Origin of the sequence: uncultured Corynebacterium sp. (assembly GCF_937999985.1) — a bacterium.
In the GTDB taxonomy this organism is placed as follows: domain Bacteria; phylum Actinomycetota; class Actinomycetes; order Mycobacteriales; family Mycobacteriaceae; genus Corynebacterium.
On the sequence record NZ_CALLDG010000184.1, the window covers coordinates 1 to 23,237 of the forward strand.

At 57.2% G+C, this 23,237-nt stretch carries 30 protein-coding genes and 1 tRNA gene; 21 read left to right on the forward strand and 10 right to left on the reverse strand.

The features are described 5' to 3' along the window. Window positions 1–88 precede the first annotated feature (88 nt). From Q0331_RS08585 to Q0331_RS08615, 7 genes are all read right to left on the reverse strand, one after another. A complete protein-coding gene (locus Q0331_RS08585) occupies window positions 89–1,231 on the reverse strand; it encodes a site-specific integrase (protein ID WP_298075957.1) in 1,143 nt (380 codons plus the stop codon). Window positions 1,232–1,308: 77 nt separating this feature from the next. Next, a complete protein-coding gene (locus Q0331_RS08590) occupies window positions 1,309–2,238 on the reverse strand; it encodes a DUF3800 domain-containing protein (RefSeq protein WP_367274978.1) in 930 nt (309 codons plus the stop codon). A 216-nt stretch (window positions 2,239–2,454) separates the two neighbouring features. Then, entirely contained in the window at window positions 2,455–3,495 is a 1,041-nt protein-coding gene (locus Q0331_RS08595) for an XRE family transcriptional regulator (protein WP_298075959.1), read from the reverse strand. Further along, a complete protein-coding gene (locus Q0331_RS08600; protein WP_298075960.1) occupies window positions 3,485–3,964 on the reverse strand; it encodes a hypothetical protein in 480 nt (159 codons plus the stop codon). The genes Q0331_RS08595 and Q0331_RS08600 overlap by 11 nt, the downstream gene beginning before the upstream one ends. A 254-nt stretch (window positions 3,965–4,218) precedes the next feature. Continuing rightward, window positions 4,219–4,674, reverse strand: coding sequence for an ImmA/IrrE family metallo-endopeptidase (locus Q0331_RS08605; RefSeq protein ID WP_298075961.1), 456 nt, complete (start codon window positions 4,672–4,674; stop codon window positions 4,219–4,221). Continuing rightward, a complete protein-coding gene (locus Q0331_RS08610; RefSeq protein WP_298075962.1) occupies window positions 4,649–5,062 on the reverse strand; it encodes a hypothetical protein in 414 nt (137 codons plus the stop codon). The genes Q0331_RS08605 and Q0331_RS08610 overlap by 26 nt, the downstream gene beginning before the upstream one ends. A gap of 635 nt (window positions 5,063–5,697) precedes the next feature. Beyond that, window positions 5,698–5,967 carry a hypothetical protein gene (locus tag Q0331_RS08615; RefSeq protein WP_298075963.1) on the reverse strand — a complete coding sequence of 90 codons (270 nt, stop codon included), beginning with the start codon at window positions 5,965–5,967 and terminating at the stop codon, window positions 5,698–5,700. 125 nt (window positions 5,968–6,092) lie between these two features. Between Q0331_RS08615 and Q0331_RS08620 the strand changes: the two genes are divergently transcribed. Beyond that, window positions 6,093–7,067 carry a hypothetical protein gene (locus Q0331_RS08620; protein WP_298075964.1) on the forward strand — a complete coding sequence of 325 codons (975 nt, stop codon included), beginning with the start codon at window positions 6,093–6,095 and terminating at the stop codon, window positions 7,065–7,067. A 298-nt stretch (window positions 7,068–7,365) separates the two neighbouring features. Here Q0331_RS08620 and Q0331_RS08625 read toward each other — a convergent pair whose 3' ends face one another. Next, a complete protein-coding gene (locus Q0331_RS08625; RefSeq protein ID WP_298075965.1) occupies window positions 7,366–7,866 on the reverse strand; it encodes a hypothetical protein in 501 nt (166 codons plus the stop codon). A gap of 263 nt (window positions 7,867–8,129) precedes the next feature. On the opposite strand from Q0331_RS08625, the gene Q0331_RS10830 reads away from it, so the two are divergent. From Q0331_RS10830 to Q0331_RS08645, 5 genes are all read left to right on the forward strand, one after another. Further along, window positions 8,130–8,339, forward strand: coding sequence for a helix-turn-helix domain-containing protein (locus Q0331_RS10830; RefSeq protein WP_141762828.1), 210 nt, complete (start codon window positions 8,130–8,132; stop codon window positions 8,337–8,339). Next, the gene (locus Q0331_RS08630) at window positions 8,340–8,651 is read left to right on the forward strand and encodes a hypothetical protein (RefSeq protein WP_053412732.1); all 312 of its coding nucleotides are present in this window, start codon (window positions 8,340–8,342) and stop codon (window positions 8,649–8,651) included. Between the two features lie 566 nt (window positions 8,652–9,217). Next, on the forward strand, window positions 9,218–9,463 hold the full coding sequence (locus Q0331_RS08635) for a hypothetical protein (protein ID WP_298075966.1): 246 nt from the start codon (window positions 9,218–9,220) through the stop codon (window positions 9,461–9,463). A gap of 596 nt (window positions 9,464–10,059) precedes the next feature. Further along, entirely contained in the window at window positions 10,060–10,197 is a 138-nt protein-coding gene (locus Q0331_RS08640; RefSeq protein ID WP_168165349.1) for a hypothetical protein, read from the forward strand. Window positions 10,198–11,025: 828 nt separating this feature from the next. After that, the gene (locus Q0331_RS08645) at window positions 11,026–12,087 is read left to right on the forward strand and encodes an HNH endonuclease (RefSeq protein ID WP_298075967.1); all 1,062 of its coding nucleotides are present in this window, start codon (window positions 11,026–11,028) and stop codon (window positions 12,085–12,087) included. Window positions 12,088–12,567: 480 nt separating this feature from the next. Here Q0331_RS08645 and Q0331_RS08650 read toward each other — a convergent pair whose 3' ends face one another. Together Q0331_RS08650 and Q0331_RS08655 are read right to left on the reverse strand one after the other, a co-directional pair. Further along, window positions 12,568–12,891, reverse strand: a complete 324-nt coding sequence (locus Q0331_RS08650) for a hypothetical protein (RefSeq protein ID WP_298075968.1) — start codon at window positions 12,889–12,891, stop codon at window positions 12,568–12,570. A gap of 330 nt (window positions 12,892–13,221) precedes the next feature. Continuing rightward, a complete protein-coding gene (locus tag Q0331_RS08655) occupies window positions 13,222–13,383 on the reverse strand; it encodes a hypothetical protein (protein ID WP_298075969.1) in 162 nt (53 codons plus the stop codon). Window positions 13,384–13,839: 456 nt separating this feature from the next. Here Q0331_RS08655 and Q0331_RS08660 point away from each other — a divergent pair, with 456 nt between their 5' ends. From Q0331_RS08660 to Q0331_RS08730, 15 genes are all read left to right on the forward strand, one after another. Next, complete coding sequence (locus tag Q0331_RS08660) at window positions 13,840–14,004, forward strand: hypothetical protein (protein ID WP_168165350.1); 165 nt, start codon at window positions 13,840–13,842, stop codon at window positions 14,002–14,004. A 4-nt stretch (window positions 14,005–14,008) separates the two neighbouring features. Next, window positions 14,009–15,442, forward strand: coding sequence for a terminase TerL endonuclease subunit (locus tag Q0331_RS08665; RefSeq protein WP_298075970.1), 1,434 nt, complete (start codon window positions 14,009–14,011; stop codon window positions 15,440–15,442). Further along, window positions 15,436–16,869, forward strand: coding sequence for a phage portal protein (locus Q0331_RS08670; protein WP_298075971.1), 1,434 nt, complete (start codon window positions 15,436–15,438; stop codon window positions 16,867–16,869). The genes Q0331_RS08665 and Q0331_RS08670 overlap by 7 nt, the downstream gene beginning before the upstream one ends. An 18-nt stretch (window positions 16,870–16,887) precedes the next feature. After that, complete coding sequence (locus Q0331_RS08675; RefSeq protein WP_298075972.1) at window positions 16,888–18,072, forward strand: hypothetical protein; 1,185 nt, start codon at window positions 16,888–16,890, stop codon at window positions 18,070–18,072. After that, on the forward strand, window positions 18,065–18,361 hold the full coding sequence (locus tag Q0331_RS08680) for a hypothetical protein (RefSeq protein WP_298075973.1): 297 nt from the start codon (window positions 18,065–18,067) through the stop codon (window positions 18,359–18,361). The genes Q0331_RS08675 and Q0331_RS08680 overlap by 8 nt, the downstream gene beginning before the upstream one ends. A gap of 60 nt (window positions 18,362–18,421) precedes the next feature. Then, a tRNA-Ser gene (locus tag Q0331_RS08685) sits at window positions 18,422–18,506 on the forward strand. Window positions 18,507–18,685: 179 nt separating this feature from the next. Beyond that, the gene (locus Q0331_RS08690; RefSeq protein WP_298075974.1) at window positions 18,686–19,216 is read left to right on the forward strand and encodes a DUF4355 domain-containing protein; all 531 of its coding nucleotides are present in this window, start codon (window positions 18,686–18,688) and stop codon (window positions 19,214–19,216) included. A 43-nt stretch (window positions 19,217–19,259) separates the two neighbouring features. After that, complete coding sequence (locus Q0331_RS08695; RefSeq protein WP_115598620.1) at window positions 19,260–20,186, forward strand: phage major capsid protein; 927 nt, start codon at window positions 19,260–19,262, stop codon at window positions 20,184–20,186. Window positions 20,187–20,369: 183 nt separating this feature from the next. After that, window positions 20,370–20,861 (forward strand): hypothetical protein, encoded by a 492-nt coding sequence (locus Q0331_RS08700; protein ID WP_298075975.1) that lies wholly within the window; start codon window positions 20,370–20,372, stop codon window positions 20,859–20,861. Further along, window positions 20,858–21,217, forward strand: coding sequence for a hypothetical protein (locus Q0331_RS08705; RefSeq protein WP_298075976.1), 360 nt, complete (start codon window positions 20,858–20,860; stop codon window positions 21,215–21,217). Before Q0331_RS08700 ends, Q0331_RS08705 begins: the two co-directional genes overlap by 4 nt. Continuing rightward, window positions 21,207–21,464 carry a hypothetical protein gene (locus Q0331_RS08710; protein ID WP_298075977.1) on the forward strand — a complete coding sequence of 86 codons (258 nt, stop codon included), beginning with the start codon at window positions 21,207–21,209 and terminating at the stop codon, window positions 21,462–21,464. Before Q0331_RS08705 ends, Q0331_RS08710 begins: the two co-directional genes overlap by 11 nt. A gap of 3 nt (window positions 21,465–21,467) precedes the next feature. After that, window positions 21,468–21,842 (forward strand): DUF3168 domain-containing protein, encoded by a 375-nt coding sequence (locus tag Q0331_RS08715; RefSeq protein ID WP_048731098.1) that lies wholly within the window; start codon window positions 21,468–21,470, stop codon window positions 21,840–21,842. Between the two features lie 37 nt (window positions 21,843–21,879). After that, window positions 21,880–22,512 (forward strand): hypothetical protein, encoded by a 633-nt coding sequence (locus Q0331_RS08720; protein ID WP_298075978.1) that lies wholly within the window; start codon window positions 21,880–21,882, stop codon window positions 22,510–22,512. Window positions 22,513–22,598: 86 nt separating this feature from the next. Next, complete coding sequence (locus tag Q0331_RS08725) at window positions 22,599–22,847, forward strand: hypothetical protein (RefSeq protein ID WP_298075979.1); 249 nt, start codon at window positions 22,599–22,601, stop codon at window positions 22,845–22,847. Then, window positions 22,808–23,236, forward strand: coding sequence for a DUF5361 domain-containing protein (locus tag Q0331_RS08730; protein WP_298075980.1), 429 nt, complete (start codon window positions 22,808–22,810; stop codon window positions 23,234–23,236). Before Q0331_RS08725 ends, Q0331_RS08730 begins: the two co-directional genes overlap by 40 nt. Window position 23,237 lies beyond the last annotated feature (1 nt).

Below are 23,237 nucleotides of genomic sequence, written 5' to 3' on the forward strand. Positions count from 1 at the left end.
AAACGAGAGGTGAGAGCGGATCTTTATGATGCGCCCCAGAGAGGAATCGAACCTCTGGCACGACCGTATATATGCAGGATATAGAAGTTTAGTCGGCTTTTTGGCTCATTTTTGGCTCACCCTTGTTCTTTCTTCGGGACCCAGCAGCACGCTGCGCACGACCAATAGCATCAATCACTGAGTCAAGATCTTCGTCAAAAAGACCAGAGTAAATATCCAGCGTCTCCTTCGCACTCGCGTGCCCAAGCTGAGCCTGAACGACCTTTACAGAAGCCCCATTAGAGATAAGCAACGACGCCGCAGTATGCCTCAAATCATGGGGGGTAAGAAAAGAAGGAAAACTACTGTCCTCAGCAACACACGCATCCACAGCAGAATGCCACCACGATCGCTTCGACGGCGTAGTCAAATGCCCACCACCACGCTTCTCCCACAACAGGCAATCAGGACTCTTCCCAGCCATCAGCGGAACCAAAAGCTCAAAAACGGCCGGCGTCGCAGCAATCACACGATCACGACGCCCCTTAGTCGCTCCAACCACAACCCGGCCACCGACAGTCGACGCGGACTTAGTCACCGAAATACGGCCCCGCAAAGGATTCACATCACCAACCGTCAAACCCACAGCCTCGCCCCAACGGCAACCAGACGTGCCCAACAACCAAACCAACGCCTTCTTATCGTCCGAGCACTTCGACGCCAGAGCCTCCAACTGCTCCAAAGACAAGAACACCTGCTTCGGCCGCTTCCGCGCCGGGCAGTGCACGGCAGTAGCCGGATTTATACTGAGGCGTTTGTTGGTGACGGCAAGATCGAGCAACCCGCGGATAACACCTAGGCAGCGTTCGACGATAGTGACGGATCTATTCTCAGACAGGTCTACTATCCAGGTCTGTAGTTGCTCGGTGGTGATTTGACTAATAGACGTTAATCCCCAGCGGGGTTTGACGTGGGTGCGCCAGGCAGAGTCTAGTGGCTTCCATGTTGAGGTACCGTGGCGCATTTTCTTGATTGCTATCCATGGATCCCATAGCTCGGATAGGGGGATGTTGGACAGAGCGGGATCTACCCATGTGCCTTTTCTTTGTGCGACGCCTTGGTCTTCTATCCAGGCTTGGGCTTCCGCTTTGGTTGGGAAGCCGCGTTTGCGGGTACGTCGGCCATCGGGGCGGGTCCATTGGACTTCCCAGCGTCGCCCGCTTTTGGTCTTGTATGGGCCGATTGATGCCATGGTGTAGACTCCTCGTGTATCCCATTTCAAACAAGTCGAGCTGTTTATTATGGGGGTTTTGCATAAGCGGGCGCTGTCTAATTGGTGTTGGGCAGCGCCCGTTTTTGATTTCGGAAAGTTGCAGCTCGCACTCGTTCTAGTTTTTCCATGTTTTCTTGGGTTAATGGACTGCCTTGAATTGCTTCAAACAACGGTCGCTCTGAGTTGAGAATTTGAGAGTGGTTGAGATCGTCGATGGCTCTTTGGTGTAGACGTAGTTTTGACTCGTAGGTGAATAACCCGCGAGCTGCTTTTAATGGCTGTGATTTGGGTACCCAGTGGTAGCGGGAATCTTGGACGAGCTGGTACTCAATTGCTCGTTTGGCAAGCGCGCAAATCCAATCGGCGAATTGAATATTGGTCGACAACTCGCTGTCGATATGCATAGGTGGTTCAACGATGCGTCGCATTTCCCGATAGTCGGATGCCCTGCCTAGGATATGGGCATACATGGTTGGTAACCGTTGAATTCGGGATTTTTCGTTGATTTGGTCCATCATGACGAGGACGTTTGAATCGTGGTCGTCGGCATGGCGTGCGATGCGGTTAAGGGTTTCGCGCATCGCTGTTTCCTCACGTTCTTTGAACTCTGTTTGGCCGCAATTTGTTTCTTTAGGACTTCCGGTTGGCTTTTCTTCTGCGTAGTAGAAGAGGTTGCCGTTGAGCTGCCGGAGCTTCTTCATGAGCGTTCCGAGGAGGCGTAGATTCTGTGGGCGTTCTTCGGCAACTAATGCGTAGAGGAGATCGGAGCCCTTTTTCTCCCAGCGGCCGGGGTCTGTGTCGGATGGAATCTCGTTGCGGAAGAACTCTTTTTTGCGTTCTGCGAAGTATGCGCCTAGTTCTCGAGCGTTTTCCTCTGGGATGATAAATCCCCCATAGCCGAAGGCTGGACTGTCGCTGAAGCGTCGGTGCCCAGGGTGAATGAAGGCCCCTGTGCTTCCGATTTCATCGATGTACGCGAGTAGCATGGATTCGTCTTCCTCCATCTAAAAAAGCACAGGGACCCAAGTGCTTCCGCACTGGATCCCTGGAGTTGCTGCCCTGGGTATTCTTGCTTGCGCTCAACCCTGGCTCACACTGGCGATAGTACCGCCTGTTCTGGTTTCGCACAATTAGGGGTGTTGCCGTGTCCTGGTATCCAGTCCTGAAATTCGTAACAGAGACATGGGGCTGAAGCAGGGTGGTTAGTCGGTATCAAAAAGTTGAATGACATCGGCTTCCTTGCCTGTTTTGGGTTCATCCGGTGCAGGGGAAAGGGCGGGGAGTATCTCGTCGGTGGTAGGTATCTCTGCTGTGCGTTCGACTGCGATTCTGACGGGTTCGTTAGTTCTCCAGCCGCGTGAACTGAGTTGGATACTTAAGGAGCGGTAGCGCTCTGGTGTGATGATTTTGAGTTCTTTTGCACGTCGGATTAGTGCTTGGATTGAGACTGCGTATTTTGCTTTTACTTGTGCGTACCCTTCGAGCGTGAGGTGCGGGGAGAGGTGTTTCTCTGCGGCTGTTTTCGGCATGAGGAACGCTCCGGCGAAGAGGTTGGCTTCGGCTTCTCGTACTTTCTCGGAGCCTGGCCGGATTTGAGTGTGCATGACTAGGTGGCCGAGTTCGTGTGCGCGGGTGAATCGAACTCGGCCGCCGTCTGTTTTTTCTGTAGTTGCGATGGCGCCGCGGCCTTCAGCGGTGAGGGTGGGGCTGGATAGGCCGTCAATGCTGGAGAGGTCAACGAGGGTGTTTTCTAGCGTGATGACGGGTATGCCTGCTCTCTCGAGTGCTCGGGTGACGTTTGGTACGGGGCCGTCGCTGGGGAGGTTGAGGGTTCGCCGTGTCTGTTGAGCAATCTCCTCGATCTGTTCAATTGGGAGGGCTGTAGACCTGTCCTCGAGGTTGGGGTAAGCCAGGTCGATAGGCGGGATAGTCGAGTAGTGGGCGAATGCGTTTCGCTCAAGTTCCGCGAATGTTACGCGGGCTGCGTCTTGGACATACGCAGGGATTTTCTTTGTGCGGAAGTTTAGTGAACCGGAGCCGTATTCGACGGGGGGAGCAGCGAAGAATTTTGGAGAGACCCCAAAGACGTAGCACGCCTTCATTGCAGTAGAGTCCGCAGGCTTTCGTCCGCGTTCAACGGCAGACAGGAATGGCTGAGGAATCTGGAGCTGCTCAGCGAAGTCTTTTTGTGTCATGCCTCGAAGTTGTCGCAAATCTCGGAGGCGAGAACCTTTATTCTGCATCTTCCTGGTTTTCTAGTGTGAAGTCGTAGTCGTAGTCGTTCGGGTCGAATGCTGCTTCTGGGATTATGAGGTGCTCTGGGCCATGTAGCGGCGCCATGAAGTCAGCTTTGCCTTCTCGGAGCTTGGTTCCGGGTTGGGTTCGGACGGCTGTCAGTTCGATGGGTCCGATTGGGTTCAGGTCCTGGTCGAATTTCGGGGTGCGCCATGCGATTCCGACGGTGCCTGGGTCTGTGCTGTCGATAGGGAATAGGCCTTCGACGTCGGCTATCGTAGGGTCTTGGGCCAGTCCGGGGATCTGTGGCGTTGTAGCTCGTTGGTTGATGCTGGTTAGTCGGATGAGGCGAATTTCCATTCCGGAGGTGGTCTCTCGTAGAACCACTGGGTTCATGTTCTTGTGGGCTTGCTCGTCGAGTTCGAAGCCGTGGATAGGGTTCGCTCGAAAGTAATCGAATACGATTGCGCGCACCATCGCTGAGAGGAGCTGTTTCCGGTCGGAGTCAAGCGGTCGTAACGGGGTATTGCGGGCCGCTACTCCGCAGGCGTAGGTAAGGGCATCTTGGAAAGGCTGGTAGATGGGGCCGAGAAGCTCGAGAAGCTGTTCACGGTTGGGACGCATGGATAAACCTCCGATGTTTCAATTATGGGGATATTATACACCGGTAGGTTATAGTTTTCTCAAGTATGAAACATTTAATTCCGAAACGCCTTATTGCTTCATGAGTCTCACAGTTCGTCGACGTTGCCGCCGTTGACTTCGGTGAACTGTCGACTTAATTGTTTCTGTCTTTCGTATGTGTCTCGCCAGACAGCGAGTAGGTGGGTAGTGACGCCGAGTTCACGGGCGATAGCCCCGGGGTGTGGCCCGTAGATCGCTTCCGCTGTGGCGTATTCGGCGTGAGAAATGAGAAGTTCGGCTGCTAATTGGTCGGCTGCGCGTTCTGCTCTGGCATCGAAATGCGGGTTACCGGTTGGAGTATCGCCCCTGATGGCGTGTGCCAACTCGTGGGCTAGGGTGCACCGCCTGTTTATGGAGCCCAGTGTGGGGTCGAGCAGGATTGTCTGGCGGTGGTGGATGTATCCGCCGAGATCACCAGGGCGAAGCGACCTGCGGTAGTCGTCTTCCACGGTGATTCCCATGGATTCGGCGAGTTGTTCAAGCTCCGTCTCCGTAATCGTCATCGCCCTCCTCTGGTTCTGGGGTGCCGCGCTTCGCGACGTAGTCCAGATGTGTATCAGCCGGGGCGGATTGGGTGTTCGAACGGTGTGCGTCGAGGTTGGTGACGGGTGCGTCTACGTTTTCGTAGTCGATGGCTTCGCCGGTGGGGTCTCCGAATAGGTACAGTGCTTCCGGGTCGGAGCGACGTATGATCTCGTCGAGCAATTGCTGGTTGCTCGCTTTGCGTAGTGCGAAGGGGATTCCTACGCCGTCTGTTTCCCATTCGTTGAGGTATCCGGTTTGGATTAGTCCGGTGACGGGGGAGCGGTTGTAGCCGCGGCACAGCGCTATCACCATCTCGGGGCGAAGACTGCCGCGCGATAGTTGTCGGGAGAGTGTGGATTCAGCCATTCCTGATTTGGCTGATGCAGTGCGCTGTGAGTCGTCGCCGATTAGCTCTAAAAGCCATTCGTTAAAGTCCATGACTTGAGGGTATTGCAAAGTGTAGTCAGTCGCAATATCTGCAGCAGAAGAGCCTGTAAGGGGGTGACTACGGGGGAGTGGGTGTAACTACGAGCTTGCAAGGCGTGGCAATTGACTACATAATGAAATCACCGGTGCGGGGAAGCGCTGGAAAGAAACTTTCAGAGGAGGGAAACCCATGATGGACACCATCTCGGCACCACGCTTTCGGGTTCGCCCAGGCGTACTAGACCACATCATGCGCACTCGACGCCTACAGACCGAAGAACAACTCGCAGCAGCACTCGGAACGACCGTAGACCGACTGGAAGATATGCGCGCAGGCGCTCCAGTCACCGCCCGAATGGCGCTACACATCGCAACATTGCAAGGCGACGGCGATTTCATCGCTGGATACTGCGAGCCAATCGCGGCATAAGAAAAGCCGCGCCGGGCACTGGGGAAGGTGCCAGGCAACAACCGTCGACAAACGAAAGGAGGAAATAGAGATGTGCGAGAACAAAAAGGAATGTCCCACCGCGCGAATGCTGCGAGTACCGCAGTCGACGCGATGGGACAGTGACCTAGTCGACAGGATGTTCGCCGACCTGCCGTTCAAGCCATGCGATACGTCGCTCCAATCCAGCAATCGTGTGGACGACTTCTTGAAGCGAACGGTCAACGTGGCTGAAAAAGACCCCGGCTGGATTGGTCTCACTCTGCTTAACGGATTCATCCCGAACCTTCGCAAGCAGAACAACCAAATCAGCCGAATCATTCAGCCCAGCCTGACGAAGAGCAAACTCTACGTCTTCATTGCTGTAACCGTGTGGGCGGCTATCTGGATTCTCCATCGGAAATCACCTCCCTTCCGGGGAAGCGTCCCCTGAGCAGGAAGTTTATCCAACTGAATAGCTGCCCAGTGCTGGGGAAGGTGCTGGGCAGGGCAACCGTCGACAAGCGAAAGGAGGAAGCAGCGATGAAGTACATGGATTTAGCCAACGCTAGAGGCCAACTGCGTCAACGAATGTTAACCAGACTCCATGACAGTGGCCTAAGCCAGTATCTCGTCATCAACGATGAAGAGATGCTCGAACAACTCGATGGTCTTACTGAGATACATCTCTGCGTTGGCCATTCGGTCATCGAGGCTCCAAACGCCGTAGCTACGGGGAATTCGCTGGACCCAGTCGGCTACATCGAATTGGAGACGCCAAGTGATATCTACTCCGTCATCCGAGTTGAGTTCGATGCCGCGGCGGAGCGCGATCCACGCGGCTTCCAACTCCTCATCACCCCGGATGAAAGCCTCGAACTGATTGCATACACCACAGCGCGAGGTGTCGATGGCCGGGCTGTTGGAATTGACCTGCAGCTCGATGATGCGCCACACGAGGCAATGTCCCCGTCGATGGCGGTCAATTCGAGCGAGTTCATGAATCCACCACAGCGCACTTCCGCTGAATCCTCCGGTGGCGTGATAGGGCTGCGTGCGTTCAATAGCTCGGCGAATCCTATCGGAAACTCCATAGGTATTGCACGAGACGAAAGCGTCGGCAGATCTACACAACGGGTAGGAAATCCGGCCGGCATGTGGCGGAGGGTCCAACTTGGTTTCTCGGACAACGATTTCGTACATCAGCCCGTCGAGGGCGGCACGAAGTTGGTACAGCCACTCTCCGAAGATGAGGGACAGCTCGGTTGGCACAGGTGCGGTCGTATGGAGGCGAAAGGAACGGATATCGCCGTTGCTTACAACCCGGCGCTCAATCGGGTTCGCCTTCAGATGTTCGGCACCAAGACTCCACAGCTCGTGGCGGTGCGAAGCCGCTCGCTCTACTCGAGCTACGAGGCGCCTGAATTCGTTTTCACTCATGGACAAATCGTAACGGCTGACACTAATCCAACTGCGTCAACAAAACAGATCAGCAAAGGGGAGCACACGTGGAATTAAAAGCAGCAATAGGAAACACGAGAATCGACGCCAACGAAAGCGAAATCACAATCACGAATACGGACAACGACACATCAGTGGCGATTCCTTACCGGGCAGTCGGCACCGTTGTCGAAGTGTTGGAGCTCGCAGATAGGTGTCGCACTCCTCTTCATCCATGGGCACCCAGAGCAGTCCCTTGGTCGGACACCAGCAAATTGACGAAATAAGAAACGAAAAGGAGGAGAAGAAATGGGAACTGTCTCGCTAATTATCAACATTGTGTGCGCGCTCATTGCACTCGCAGCCGCGATTTACATCAAGCGTCTGAAGTAGGCACATTGACTGACTTGGTCTGCTTATCGCCGTCAGAGTCGACCCAATGGAGCTTGTATATCCCGCTAAACGGGAGCAGCACCTCGACGCGGTCACCGTGCTCGAGTCGTTCAGCAGTTCCATCACGCATAAAACGCTCTTGATCCTCGCGGGTCGGACGCACTTCAACATTGGTGATCGTCTCACCAGTGTCATTGACAACTACATAGAGCTTTCTGTTCGAGTGTTCGAGCCGAATATTTCGCCGGTTCGCCGACTCCTGCCTTTTGGCGATATCAGACATGACTTGTTGCGCTTCGGCGAGTTTCCGTTGGGCTTCAGCAGCAATCTCGGCACTTCGAGCTGCTCGATCAGAACTCTCCGCAGCCTCTTTCTGAGAGAGCTCCGCAGTTCTACGGGATTTTCTGGCTTCGAGTGCTTGCCACCCGGCGAATACGGCAGAAGCAACCGCGATGACATTACTAACTATTGCTGCGATATCCATGACTACCAGCATAAAGGCAGATAAATAAATATAGCCCGAATGGTTACTCAGGGGTTCGATTCCTCTGCCGGGCACTGGCGCGTAGGCGATATGAGAATCGGTCGCCGCAAGCCAGCCACAATGCCGTGGGCCTTTCGCACGGCGGTTTGGCTGCGCGCCTCACAAACCAAATAAAAAGGGCCCGCCCCCGCTAGCACCAGGGACAGGCCGAAAGTGTTGAAAGGAACACTGCCATGAAGCATACACAGTCTACGGAGGGAACCATGATCGCCAGACGGAGAACTCTGACGCCGCGCGAGTTCGCCGACGAATTCGGCATAGATGTTCAACGCGTCTATCGCTGGTGCCAGGCGGGACGCCTTCGCACGATGCCGAAGACTCCTGGGAGTCGCCAGCACTGGCGCATCTTCAGCTGCGAAGTTGATCGCGTTATGACTGTTGGGTTCCCGAGCGATCCACGGGAGGCAGCATAAATGAGTAATCCAAACGTTAAGTTCAGCCGCTCAATGTGGCGCGACGCCTACGATTTGCTGGATCACGTCAACACCAGGAACAAATTGCAATGGGCAATGTCGCTGATTCTTGCCGCATCCTCTTTTGCAATGGTCATCATTACCGGCTACGACAATTTCAATTTTGTGCCAATCATTTGGACAATCACAACAATTTTTTGGTTGTGCACGGCGGTCTTTATTTCAAAGTCTGTCAAAAGCATTGAGCGTGTTCTCCAGATGAAAAAGAAGAACAGTGGCGTCTCTGCGACCCGGTATTGGCCGGAGGCATGACATGAAACAGCTTCGTAGGGTTCGCTCACCGAAGAATCGGTGGGTGCTCGTAGTAGTCCCGGTGCCCCGAGGTGGCAGGAAACCGGCCACGATCGATTTCGAGGTGTCGTTCGGTGATGTGATGTCAGAGATGCCTCGTAGTCTGAGGTTTCCGGCAACGCTGCCTCGGCGGTTAGGCCGGCATGGGGATGGGCAGCAGTTCATCACCAGAGGGGCCTTGGAGAACCTGGTCACTTTCAATAAGGATGACAAGCGCGTTATGCGCCAGCTTGAGGAGTTCATCGAGCACATCGCAAGTGAGGTGCAAGGTGAACCAGAAAGATAGGCCACGGTGCGCCCGCCGAATCTCGGACGGTCGCTGGCAGGTAGCAATGGCAGGGATTCCGCCGGCCGTGATCTGTAATTCGCTACAAGACGCTTTGAAGACCGCGGTGGGTATTGGGGAAGTTCCGCCAGGGGATTATGAGGTGTGCCGGCTTGATGCTCGGGGGCATGTTCTCGAGCTCATAGAACTGGGAATGTCAGTAGAACATATCGCTGAGTCAGCTCAGGTGGGCTGTCACGCAGTGGAAGCAATCATTTCCGGTACTGCAGCTGTCGCTATGGCTGATGTTAATGCGATGGCGCAGGTTGAGTTTGCGCTCTCTGATGTGGAAGCTACCGCGCTAGATCTCCTGCACTTCACGTCATTAGGAGCCAGCCTTCGGGAAGCGATTGCATGGTGCCGAAAAAGGGATGGCCTATCGGCGCAGAAAGCGTGGGCAGCAGTTCCCGTCGTCAAGCAGCGTATGGAGGGGCTGAAATCAGCATGATGCGCAGAAGATGGCTGATTTTCCAGATGAAGGTCGAAGCCCACGTGTTGCGGATTGTCCACTGCGGCGAAAAGCACTAAGCAGCCGATAGTAGTCAAACATGAGGAGGAAAAATGCCACGCCAAAGGGTTTGTAGGCACTGCGGTTTCCCTATCCGGTGGGCGTGCACACCATTGGGGCATCGACTTGCCCTTGATGCATCGTCTGATCCAGATGGGAACGTGCAGATCGTACATGGTGCTGCTGTGTTCCTCAGTGCGGAAGAAGCTCTGCGGAAGCGGTCTCAGGGGTATTTGCTGTTCCAGCGGCATGTGTGCGCTGGTGCTCATGGTAAACGGCGAGCGGGCATGCCTGAGCGGGAGAAACAGCGCATGCAACAGCGACGTGTTGCGCGTGAGCGCAGACGGCTTAATGAGATGACGAAGAACTATAAAGCGACAGCTAGATGACATCAGATGAATCAGCTGCGCAGCGTTGGTGGGAGCAGCAGCAAACGCGACGCCAAATTCAGATTTACCGATTCCTTGGCCCTCGTAAGCGCCCCGCCCGCACTGAGATTCCAGGGCAATTAACCATTGATGGACAGGAGATACGCGATGACCACCAAGAAGATTGACAGTGACGCAGAAGACCAGAACCAAGACCACAGGGAGCCTGAGACGCCCGAGTTGCAGGAGGATGCGCCGGCCAAGTGCATTGTCGTCAACGCTCGTCCACTGGGAGGAGTGGCGTAGCCATGACGCTCCAGGTGAAGAAGACGGGAAGCAGTTTGTTGCCGTGGGTTGTTGAGGACGATACCGGTAGCGTCGCGTGGTGTGGCTCGTGGGAAGACGCTGTCAGTACTGCGAACGAGTACGCCCGCGAGGTGGAGGTACAGCTCGTGCGGCCGGACAAGCTGTTCATTGAGCATTGCTACTCATGGGGTGGGGGCCCTACGACCGTGATATCGCACAGTTCGGCGATGTTGAGGCTTCTCGGTGTGTGGTCGCCTGTGGTAGCCCCCGGGTTCGCCTGGGGGACATTGAGTTCGTCTCTGTCGACGAGGCTCGTCGGACGGCAGCGCAGTTGCTGTCTGCGTGTCAGTGGGCGCAACGGCCGGCAGTAACGGGGAAGGTTTCTTGATGCGTGACAGCGGCGTAAGCAATAACAAGGCCGTCAGGCAGTTCTGTGTGGTGGCGTCAACAGATGGCGGATACACATGGAATTCATTGCGCGTCGCTGGGGTGACATGGATGAGCGCAGAACAGGCACAAGATGTGCACCAGGCGTGCAGTCTGCGGGCCCGCACATATGGCTTGCCTGTGCGGTACCGGGTGCTGTCCCGCACTGTTTCTGCGAACACCATGTGGCCTTATCCGTCTGATGAAGGTGATGACCAAGCCGGTTATCACGAGGAAAGCGAGGATTAGCTGTGGCGCTACCAGTGCCTTGTTGTAGAGATCCGTAAGCAATTGTGTTGGTTCATTTTGTTACCGCGCCTGTTTTTGATTTGGAGTTCGAAGAATGATTGGTACCGCTTCCCATATTTCTGCTGGGCAGCCCCGGTCCGGGAGTGATGCACCATGGCATGGGTAAGGGTCAGCGATACTTTCAACGAGGCCCCGGAGTGGATGCGAGCCTATGAGCTGGCAGCCGAACGTGGCGATGACCGTCTGGTCAGTGAACTCAAAGGCGCGGCGTCAGCGTTGTTTACGCATTCTGCGCAGCAGTGGACGGATTACAAAATCACCTATGGTGCAGCCGTCCGGCATATCGGCATTAGCCGGGTGGAGCCTGTACTTCAGGATCTGATCACTATCGGGATTATCACCGAGGTGGAGTCTGAAGGTGAGCGGCAATTCGTGCTCGTTGAGCGTGAATCGTTTGTTCATGTCATCCGCTCTGATGCGAAGTCGAAGGCAACGAAACGCCGCAACGATCAGAACCGTGCTGGGTTGCAGGTGCCGGTCATGCTCCGTGATGGAGACCAGTGCCGGTACTGCGGTGATGAAGTGGTCTGGGGCGATAAGAAGTCCGATCGTGGCCGTGAGTACGACCACCGTGACATCGATGCGCCGACGACCCCAGACAATTATGTGACGGCATGCCGTGGCTGTAATCAGCTGCGGCATGAATTAGGCGAACGCGCCGAGGAGGAACTTCCGCTCCTCGACCCACCAGAGTCTCCAATGTATGGCCCGGAGCTGCGCAAGAAACTCTCCCGCTGGGAGGGATTCGTTGCGCGCTGGTGCAAGAAGGAGGGACTCCCGAATCCACTTATTGCGGACAAGGTTGAGGCCCAGGACAACCCGACAGCCAGTCGGGCAGTGACCCCTTCTCAGGAAGAAAAAACGGTACGCGCTACGTCCCCGGCCGCGGGCCCAAGCCAGGAGCCCGGCAAGCCGCAGTTCCCCAATACTGATTCCCATGGCCAGGTTGAGTCTGAGGGTAGAGCCGCCAAAGGGAGTTCTCGGCAGCCAGCCGAGACTATTCAAGTCAATGTTGTCCAGTCGCTTCCGGCACTCCCCGCACACCATGCGGGAGGTGCGCCGCAGGGCCGTAAGGCATCGCACGTGCGCGATGCCGGTCCCGCCAAAGGAGCGGAGCCTTTCGCACGTCGCCGTCGCCGACGCCGCCGCAACTAGTTTTCGAGTACACGCCCCGCGATAGGAGGGGCGAAAAACAAACGAGCATGCGGTGCGTCCAAGAGAGCCTACGCGCTTTTGACGACGCGGCCTTTGTCGTACCCAAAAACTTTCCCGTCGACGAAAAAACCGTTCGACAAGGGGAGTAGTTGTCGGGCTGGCACCGGGTCGGGACGGGTCGGGTCGGGACGGGTCGGGACGGGTCGGGTCGGGACGGGTCGGGAGGGCTTTTAAATATCCTCCCCCCTCTCTTTCTTTCCACCCCCTTTACCTTTGTTGGTTCTCTAGTTCTTTTTGTTGTGGCTTGTTGATTGGAGCCTTATGCCACCGTTGTCGCCAGACCAGGTTGAGCAGCTTGGTCGTGCATTGTCCGCGATTGAATCTATGGCCCCCGCTCTCGCTGAGATGATGGTCCCCTCTCCGCCTGCCTCCGGGGTCAATGGGGGTCGTCCCCCGAGTGCCCGGGGGGCTCGCCCGCCGCTACCGGTGTACTTGCTGGATGTGGAGCACGCGGCGGAGTTGTGTCTGTGGGACTGGGCGCAGGCGCTGGCCTACGAGGTGCAGTGCCGGCCACCGACCAGTCGACGCCTTGAGTACGTGGCTCGTTGGCTTCATGATCGTGTGCATGATGTCGCGGAGCGTTCGTGGGCTGATGGTGTGCTCGTCGAGGTTGAGCATCATCGGCGGGTGATAGGCGATAGAGTGAGTCCACCTGAGCCGGTAGCGCGGCGGGAGATTCCGCAGCAGGGTTCTGCGCGTCAGGTTGCCGATGCTCTTGCGGTGCTGGGTGTGCGTGTCAGTCACACGTCGTTGAGGAAGTGGGCGAGGCAAGGTGAGCTTCCAACGACGCTGAGCGATGAAGGCGTGGAACTCTTCGACATCGCAGACTGCATGCGCGCAGTCGCAGCACATCAGTGTGGCGACGACACGCGGTCGACAGGGTAGAACTTCGTGACCTGCGGTTTACAGTCCGTGTGCTAAGCTACGCTTGACTGAAGCGCATGCTCTTAAACCGGACTTAGGTTTGAGGGCATTTTCTTGTATGCGGCTCTCCTTGCCAGTGGCACAGCCGGGAAGGGATTCCCAATGTCCAGAACTGGAAACATTCACTACCGAGCAAAAAGAGCTCGCTTACTAGCCGGCGACGGTCTCGTCTGCGCCCGCTGCGGTCTGCCTATCGACAAGACACTGAAGTTCCCAGATCCATTCAGCGCGACGGCTGACCACATCACCCCAGTAGCCGCCGGCGGCCATAACCTCGGCCCCCTCCAGCCAATGCACCTGTGCTGCAACCAAGCGGAGGGAGCCAAAGGGCACCGGGCAGCAAAGGTGAAGCCAAGGCACGTTAGAAACTGGTAGCGCATGTGAAGCCCCTGGGGAGGGAACCCTGTCCCAATCACGGAAGCAAAAGGGGCACTGCATTGCCTGGATACCTCCCCTGACCTGCGAAAATGAAGTGTGACTAGGTAGGGACATCCTAACAAAAACAGAACGAAGGAGCAGCCAATGAATCAGCGGCTTACATGCATCGTCTGCTCCACACCCCTGACGGGGCGGCAACGGTTCTACTGCTCAGGCCGATGTAGAAAACGCGGCCAGCGCCACCCCGATCTCTACCCAAAACCACAAGCCCGAAAGCCCAACCCCACGGCACAACCGCCCGTAGAGATACCTCGCGCCGGGCGCATCACTACCGCGGTACGTCGCAACAGCAAGCAAGACGTACTGGACGAACTGCTCCTACGCCTTGCGATGGAAATCGACCAGGCGACCGACCCGAAAACAATCGCCCCGCTGTCAGCACGCCTCATTGATGTCCTCGACCGAGTAGAAGACGCAGACACCGATTCGCAGAAGGGAGGAAGCTTCCTTGACGAACTCACTGCACGCCGTGCCCAGCGCCCCGAGGCTGGGTAGCCAAATGCCAAGCTTCCTCGCCAAGCCGAAAACCCCCGTAGCCGACGTCTACGACGGCGAAGACTATATCGCCCTAGCCAGCGCCTGTGGCCTTATCCCAGACGAATGGCAAGAAGGCATCATCACCGGCATCACAGCAAGAGACAACGACGGGCGCCTCGTCGCTAAACGCGCCGGGCTGTCTGTTCCTCGCCAGAATGGTAAGAACGGAGCCCTTGAGGTTCTGGAGCTCGGGCAGATGGTTTTGTCCGGGCGGAGGATTATTCATACAAGCCACGAAGTGAAAACGTCGCGTAAGGCGTTTATTCGTTTGGCGTCGTTCTTCGAGGAGAACGATGAGCTTGCGAAGTTGGTGAAGAATATCCGTAAGGTCAATGGCCAGGAGCAGATTATTCTCACCAACGGTGGCTCGTGTGAGTTTATCGCTAGGTCAAAGTCGTCGGGGCGTGGCTTCACGGTGGATACTCTGGTTCTTGATGAGGCGCAAGAGCTTCGGGACGAAGCGCTAGAGGCTTTGCTGCCTACGATCGCATCGGGGCCAGCCGGAGACCCTCAAATCATCATGACGGGCACGCCGCCGGACCCGACAGACATTAACGGTGAAGTGTTCCGGCGAATGCATGACGCCGCGCACTCTAACGAAGATGACACTTTGTGGTGGGCAGAGTGGTCTGTCCTCGCCGATGACGATGTCGAGATAGACGCTGATGATCGCGACCTGTGGTACCAAGCGAACCCGGCGCTTGGAAAGCGTATGCGTGTCGAAACTGTCGCTGCGGAGCGTGCAGCTATGGCGGATTCGTCGTTTCGTCGCGAGCGTCTTGGTATGTGGGAGCAGGAACGTAGCGCGCGAATCTTGCCGATTGAAGACTGGACGGCGTGCGCTGACCCGAACTTGTCTGATGATGGGGAGCCGGTGGCGTTAGCAATTGATATTGCTCCGTCGCGTGATTCGGCGTCTATCGCGGCTGCCGGCATGACTGTTGATGGTCATGTGTGGGCGGATGTGATTGAAAACCGCCGCGGCACACCTGAGTGGGTTATCCCGCGGTTGAAGGCAATTTTGGAGAAACAGGAAGCCCGCGCGGTACTCATCGATGTGTTGTCGCCGGCTGGCTCGCTGATTGACCCGTTGGAAGCGGAGGGCATCAAAGTCTCGCGCATCGGGTCGAACATCATGGCCGCAGCAACGGCGCAGCTTTACGACGCTGTGATGTCGCATGATTTCCGGCATTTAGATCAGCCGTCTCTGAACCTTGCCGCTGCAGCTGCCAGGAAACGAAAACTTGGTGACGCATGGGCGTGGAACCGGTCGAACCCGGACGCGGACATCACACCACTGGTGGCAGCGACGCTGGCATGCACAGGACGGACATACACGAGAGCGAAGCGCCCGGTGAAACCAACAAGGGCTAGAAGGAAGGTGACGGTATGGTAGCGGATTTTTTCTCCCGCGAGGAGAAGGCGCTGGTGGATTCGATGCTGGCGCAGATTGTGGCGCACTCGGCGGCGAACCGTGAGCATGAGTCGTACTACGACGGCTCGTTCACCGCACACCTGCTGAACATCTCCACTCCGGAGCATATCGGCCGGATGCTAAAGACCGTCTCCGGTTGGGCTGGCACAGCAGTTGATGTGCTCGAGGAACGCCTGGACTTCCTCGGCTACGCCGATGATGACTTGGTCGAGGCTTTTGAAACGAACGCGCTGGATGAAGAGTCCGGGCAGGTTCACCTCGACACGCTAATCTACGGAATCGGATTCGTCTCAGTAACCGGCGGCGGCGAGGGGGAACCGGAGCAGCTCATTCGTGGCCACGACGCAAACAACACCACAGGCCTACTAAACCCGCGCACCCGACTGTTCGACGCGGCACTAACCCGCGAGGTCAAAAACGGCGACATCGTCGGCGTGGACCTGTGGCTACCAGACCAGGTAGTCAAGGCCCGCAGGGAACGCCATGGTTCCCCGTGGGAGATTGCCGACCGCAAGCGCAACAACCTCGGCGCAGTACAGATCGTGCCATTTATCAACCGTGCCCGCATCGGCGACCGCGGCGGCAAATCAGAAGTAACCGCGCCACTACGCCGCTACGCAGACGCAGCAGTGCGCACCCTGATTTCCATGGACGTCAACCGCGAGTTCTTCTCCGCACCACAGCGCTACGCAATCGGCATGAGCTCTGATGATTTCGTCGGCCCCGACGGCCGACCTCTGAATCCTTGGCAGATCCTTACAGGGCGCGTATGGTCAACCGGCGAAGTCGGCGACGATGAACGCGAACCAAAACTCGGCGAATTCGACCCACAACCACCAGGACCATTCCTCGACCAAATCGAGGGACTCGCGCAACTCGCAGCAGCAGAAGCAGGCTTGCCGTCACACTACTTCGGCCTACGAGGAGACCAAGCAACATCAGCCGACGCTATCCGCGCGATGGAAGCACGCCTGGTCAAACGCGCGGAGCGACGCCAAAAATCGTTTGGCCGCTCTTGGTCGCAGGTTTCCCGCCTGGTGCGCGCCGGGCGTGACGGTATGCCGGTGGCTGATGTTGAGGCGTCGCGTACGCGCTGGGGCAACCCGGCCACACCAACGGTTGGGGCGACGATGGATGCGATGGTCAAGGCTGTGCAGGCGGGTTTGGCGCCGGGTAATTCTCGGGTGATTTGGGATCGTGTTGGTTTCACTCCGGAGGAGCAGCGCTCGTTGGAACGTGAGGTTGCAAAACGGGATGCGATGCAGCGTGCAGCGTTGATTGCTAGTTCCGTGCAGGCTTCCGGTGGAGATATGGAAGCACAGCCGCGTGCTCGAAGCGGTGTAAATCTAGACACGTTTCTATCTGGTAGTGACTCCACTGGTCTTTAGTCGTTTGGGGGTGGTGTGATGCCGACGCATGATGAGTACGCCGACTATATGGCGCAGCTGCAACTGTTGGCACAACAGGACTTGGCCGGGTGGTGGGCAAACACTGATGGGATGGCTCCGCCGTTGCGGATGGACACTATGCGTGAGGCTTTCGACGCCGTTCAGCGTACGTATGGAGAGCAGGCGGCGTATGCTGCAGCCGAGCATCTGTTTCTCAACAGGCAGCTCGATGAAGCGTTGGCTGGCGAGGAATTTCCCGAGGTGGCTAACCCGGCAGAGTATGAGCAAGCGCGTGCTGGTTTCAATTGGGCTACGAAGGAGTACCGGCGCAGTTTTGACCCAGCTTTGGTTGCTGTTGCAAGAGAAAAACTAGATGGTGTGTTAGTGCGTCTCGTTGCACAGCCTGCCCACGAGACAGAAATTCACGCGACTCTAAAAGCAGGAACGGGGTTCGCTCGAATCCCGGAACCCGGGGCATGCACGTTTTGCTTGATGCTTGCCTCGCGTGGGGCGGCATACTCGCGCGAAACGGTCGTCGGCCTGGCAAGGTTCCATGACAACTGCCGATGCGTGGGCATCGAAGTCAAGGATGATTCTCAGTTGCCGCAGATCAACAGGGACCTCGAAAAGCTCTGGAAGGAGGCAGGCAACAAGGCCAAGTTCGACGAATTGATTAACAGCCGGCGTGCAGCAGCTGGCGGAAAGCCCACAGATGTAAACGCCAAGGCGGTATTGCGATGGAAGCAGGACGTTGGCAAACTCGATCGATCTATTCCCCTCAACCATGTCATGCAGTGGAAGATTAGAAGAAGGAGAATCCAAGGCGGACACAAGCATGAGCACATGATCGATATGCAAGCAGCGATTCGGCGGGGTGACGCTGAAGTCGGGGATAGGACAAAGACGTTTTTCCCGAAGATGAGTGACAGTGAACTGATCTCGTGGCTTTCGGGGCCTGAAGGCGTGCAGGCAGTCATCGAGGATCCCGATGTCGTTTCCGAACGTGGTCGCTATGGTCGAACACTTCGAAAGGAAGTCGTGGCCCCACATGGGCGGCGAATCGACCTAGCTGTGGAAGTAGCCGACGCTCCCCGATTAAGCGAGTATAGTTATCAAATAGTGACTCTGTACCCGGAGCGAGGGGACGGGATTCAAGCACTGGGAAACGATGGAAACGTAGCGGAGGTGAGGATTGATGGATAGCTTCAACGCGCTTTGCGAAGAAGTCGACGCCGTAGTGGGGGATGCCGCTCACTACGGCGCCTACGGTCAAACCACCGGAGGAAGCGCACCCGAGCTTTTTCTCAACGACCTGGTGGATGCACGCGCAAAGGTGCCAAGTGACCTGAAGCGCCGGTTCCTCGAAATCTGGAGCACTGATGAAGAGATCATTCACGCCGATCCTGATGAGCGCGATGGCATTACTCACGACCTTGTTGTCGAGTTCGCCGCGATGGACCCGGTAATCGACCTTGGTCCGAACTGGACCTGATCAGAATCACGCCCTAATCAGCCCGGCCGCCCCGCTACGGGGCGCGCCGGGCTTCATCATGGAAGGCCCCGCCCGTGGTGGGCAACCGGTTTCGAAAACCGGCATGGGACGTCACGGCGTCGGGGTTCGATTCCTCGGCCTTCCGCGACCCCACACCCAGGTTGGTAGCGGGGCTTTCTTATCCCATAAACAGGCCACCTAGACGGGTAGAGCAGGGTGCAATTCCCTGTATGGCCACGGCATTGACCCCACATTCCCCTGGCGGGCTCTGTGGGGTTTTTGCGTACCCGAAGTGTTTTTCTCCCAGGAGGGGCAAACAAATTTATGTCTACGAATGAAGCGGCCGCTGATGCGCAGACCACCGATTCCACGCCAGATACTCCGGCGCAGGCTGAACCTGCTCGCGAGGATCACGGCGCGGAAGAGAAGCAGGAAATGACCATCGAGGATTACAAGTCCGCGTTGGACAAGGTTCGTCGTGAGGCGGCGAAGTATCGCACGGAGAACAAGGAGCTGCGCCCGTTGGCGCAGCGCGCTAAGGAAGCTGAAGAAGCTGGCAAGAGTGAGCTGCAAAAAGCCCAGGAGCGGATTGCGGCATTGGAGGCGGAAAAGCAGGCAAGTGTTCTTGCCGCGGCACGCGCAGAGCTGGCAGCCAAGCACGGCATTCCTGGTGAGTTGATTACGGGTGATGATGCCGAATCGATGGCGGAGTCTGCGGCGGCTATTGCTGCATACGTGGACAAGCGGCTGGGGGAGTCGGCGAAGCCGAGTCTTCCGGTCGTGGAGTCGGTCGGTCGCTTAAGTGGCGGCGTTGATCGTGACTCGCAGGCCAGGGCAATCCTCGGCCTGAACTAACAAGACTAGGCCACCATGTGTGGCAGAAAGGACAGGTAGCATTATGGCTACTCTGACTGCAGAGACTCTTACTGGGGGAAACGGCGGCTCCGCGCTGCTGCCCCGTAGTGTCTCTGATGAGATTTGGAACGCGGCGACTGCACAGTCGATTGTGCCGACGCTGGCGAAGGCTCACCCGGTCATTCTGGGTGAGAACATCATCCCGGTGCTGACTAAGCGCCCGTCCGCGTCGATTGTCGGCGAGCTGGGAAACAAGCCGGACTCCGAGTTCGAGGTTGGCGCGAAGTCCATCAAGCCGATTAAGGCTGTTGTGGGCCTGGAGTTTTCTATGGAGACTCTGGTGGCCAACCCGGCGAACACTATGGACATGATGAGCGAGGAACTGTCGGCTGCTCTTGCCCGCCAGATTGACCTTGCAATCATTCATGGCCGCCAGGCCTCCGACGGCGCCGCGCTGTCTGGTAATCCGGAGTTCATTAACCAGACCACTAACCGGGTCAAGGTTGCCGGCACTCCGGAGACCGCGGACTCGGAGCTGTGGCAGGGCTACGACCTTGTTGTCGGCGGCTCCACCGCCCGCGATTTCACTGGCTTCGCTATGGATCCGCGCATGGTGTCCATGCTGGCCAATGCCCGCGACAAGGAAGGCCGTCGCCTGAACCCCGAGATTCCAATGGGCGGCCAGGTCACTAACTATGCAGGCCAGCCTGTGGCTGTGTCCCGCTCGGTGTCTGGCCAGATGGACGCATCTGCGGACACGAAGGTTCGCGCGTTCGGTGGCGATTGGAATGCTCTGCGTTTCGGTCGCGCTCTGGATATTGCCCTCAAGCGCATCGAGTACGGTGACCCGTTCGGCAATGGTGACCTGCAGCGCCGCAACGCGGTGGCTTTCCTGACGGAGGTTATCTTCGGTTGGGCAATTCTCGACAAGGACGCTTTCGTCGCTTACGAGCTCGGTAGCGAGGGCTAGAGCGATGAAGCTTGTCAACAAGGCGAACGGCGTCGAGGTGTCTGTGTGTGATGAGCGCGGCCAGGAGCTGCTCTCGGAGGGCGCATGGGAGCGTATCGACGCGCCCAAGAAAACCACGCGGCGGACTTCGCGTTCGAAGACAGCTACTGAATAGCAGCTCTGCTGCTAGGGGAGGAGGAAGTGATGCCAGTCATCATCACTGTTGAGGACATCCACGTTTTCAACAAGGACATCCCCACCGAACAGGCCGAGATCCTAATTCGTGATGGTTTGGCGCTCGCCAGGCGTGTAGCGCCCTGCATCGACGATGAGGAATTCGCATTCGCTGATGCTGCAGCGGCGATTATTCGTGGCGCGATTCTCCGTTGGGCGGAGTCTGGCTCCGGTGGTATCACGCAGCGGCAAATGTCGGCTGGGCCATTCGCGCAGAACCTGTCGTTTGATAACCGGCAGTCGCGGCGCTCGCTGTTTTTCCCATCGGAGATAACGGAGCTGCAGGATCTCTGCAAGGCCTCGAATTCTGATGGGGCGTTTGGTATCGACACGATTGCCTCTAGGCCGTCGCGGTGCGTGCGTGACTACGAGGGTTGCCCGTACCTGATGGGGTCGGTGAACTCGCCGTGTGAGGCATGCGGTGAAACGCTCCGGCCTGGCTGGTGGTTGGGGGCGCGATGACTAGTCCGTACCAGTGCGAGTATGCCGTCGAGGTGCTGCGGCGTGCAGTGAAGGTCAACGAGTTCGACGATGAAGTTGAGGTGCCAGGAGCACCGGAGACTGTCGCCGTTTTTGGTTGGTACGTCGGCGGGCGCGTGGAAGGCCGACCAGATGGCCACGTCTATCAGGTGGAGTGGGACGCCACACTCTACGCCCCGGTGGAAGCCCGTATTCATGCCGGTGACCGTGTCCGCCTTCCTGGTGTCGGCGAGTTCACCCTGGTTGGTGAACCGTCCAATTGGGATAACAACCCGTGGTTCAGCCCCGGCCTCGTAGAAGTCAGACTCAAAAAGGTGGGTGACCGCGATGGATCTTAAGTTCAACGTCAAGCGCGTGAAGCTGCACAACTCCGCTTTTACGGAGATGCGCAAAGACGCCAACCTAGTAGCCGATTTGGAAGCCCGTGGCCGCGCTATCGCCAACGCTGCAGGCGCCGGCTACGAGGTGTCCTCCTATTCGGGTAAGACCCGTCACCGCGTCTCTGTGATTACCGAGTCGTATGAAGCGGCCAAGGACACAGCGGATAACAACACGCTGCTCAAGGCACTGGATGCGGGGCGATAACCGGTGGCTATTCGTTCTGCGGAAAAAGTCGCACTACAGATTCTCCGCGACGCTGGATTCCGGGCGCATGTGACACCACCTCGTGACGTCACAGCACCGTATATCCGGGTGAATCGTGTCGGCGGCATCATGTCGAACCTGGTGACCGACGCTGCGATGCTCGCGGTAGCGGCATACGCGGCTGACCCAGCAGAAGCGGCAAACATGGCAAACAAAGCACGCGAAGCCTTATTCGCGGCGCGCACAACAATGGTTGGAGACGCATGGGTGCGGTGGTGGAAAGAATCAGCCGGCCCCGCAAACTTCCCTGACCCAACCTCAAAACTGACCCGGTACCAATTCTCCGGGCAGCTGATGATTGCAACAAACCTCGACTAACACAGTCGGGGTTTTACTCATTTTTAAGGAGAAAACCATGGCACTTGGAAATACCAAGAATGTTCTCGCCGGTATCCCCGACGTTGCCGGCGGCCTGTGGGTCAAGGACCTCATCGAGGACCCGGCGCAGTACCCGAAGGCAGGCGCTGACCTCAAGGCCGATGGCTGGACTCACGTTGGCTTCATTTCCGAAGACGGCGTGACCGAAGCCAATGAGCGCGACACTGAGAAGGTCAAGGCGTGGGGCGGCGACACCGTGCGTGTCCTGCAGAACGACCACACCCAGACCTTCGCATTCTCGTTCTTCGAGCTCGGTAACCCCGAGGTTCTGAAGCTCATCTACGGCGATGAGAACGTCACCGTTGGCTCCGACGGCAAGGTCGAGGTTAAGCAGAACTCCAAGGTTCTGCCGCACAAGTCCTTCATGATTCAGGTACTCGACGGCGACACCAAAATCGACAAGTTCATCCCCGATGGCCAGATCATCGAAACCGGTGAGCTACAGATGACTCACTCGGCTGTCATGTCGGTTGAGGTCACTGTGGAGGCGTTTGTCGATAAGAAGGGCAACAAGGTCTACACCACTCAGTCCACCGCCGCAGCGCCAGCTGACGCGGGCGCGTCGGAAACGACTGAGGAGAACACTGACCCTTCAACTGGCGACCAGTAGTTGGGTAGCGCGCCGGGCGGTCGCGCTAAAGGGAAGTTACCGCCCCTCTTTTCTCTCATTTCACTGCACACAAAAAGGACAGTTCTATGGCTCTTGAAAAGTTCCACCACGAGTACGACGGCAAGAAGTTCACCCTGCCGAAGTTCGACCAGCTGCCGTTCGGCGTTATCCGTAAGCTCCGCAAACTGCCGGATGAGGAGCAGTTTTTCCAGATGTTCGAGCTCGCTGCTGACGATAAGGCGCTGGCGGTCATCGACACGATGGGCATGAAGGACATCGAAAAGCTTGTTGAGGAGTGGCAGAAGGACGCAGGCGTCACCCAGGGGGAATCCTAAGCCTGGTTGACAGGCTCGAGGACAGTGAGAAACGGCGGGCGCTGGAAGCAGACCTCATCAACGCTGGGATGAGGCTGCGGTGGTTCCCAGCACCCGATTACACCTGGGGCGACCTCGTGGCGTTCGTCTCAGGCCTTGACCAGGGTTCTGCGTCTGTCCGCGCGGAGCTTGGCGAGGACGCGATGTGGGGGCTGCAGGAGCAGCTGCTGGCCCTGAATGCGGACTATCTGCGGATTCTGATTTGGCAGAGAACACCAGACGGGCAGAGGGGCCGGAAGTTCCCGAAGCCCATTAAACGACCCGGCGTTGATGACGGCGTTGACAGAAAGAAGATTGGCGGCACTACGAAGGTGCCAGCTGAGGAGCTCGCGAAACTCCTCGGAGTGTAGG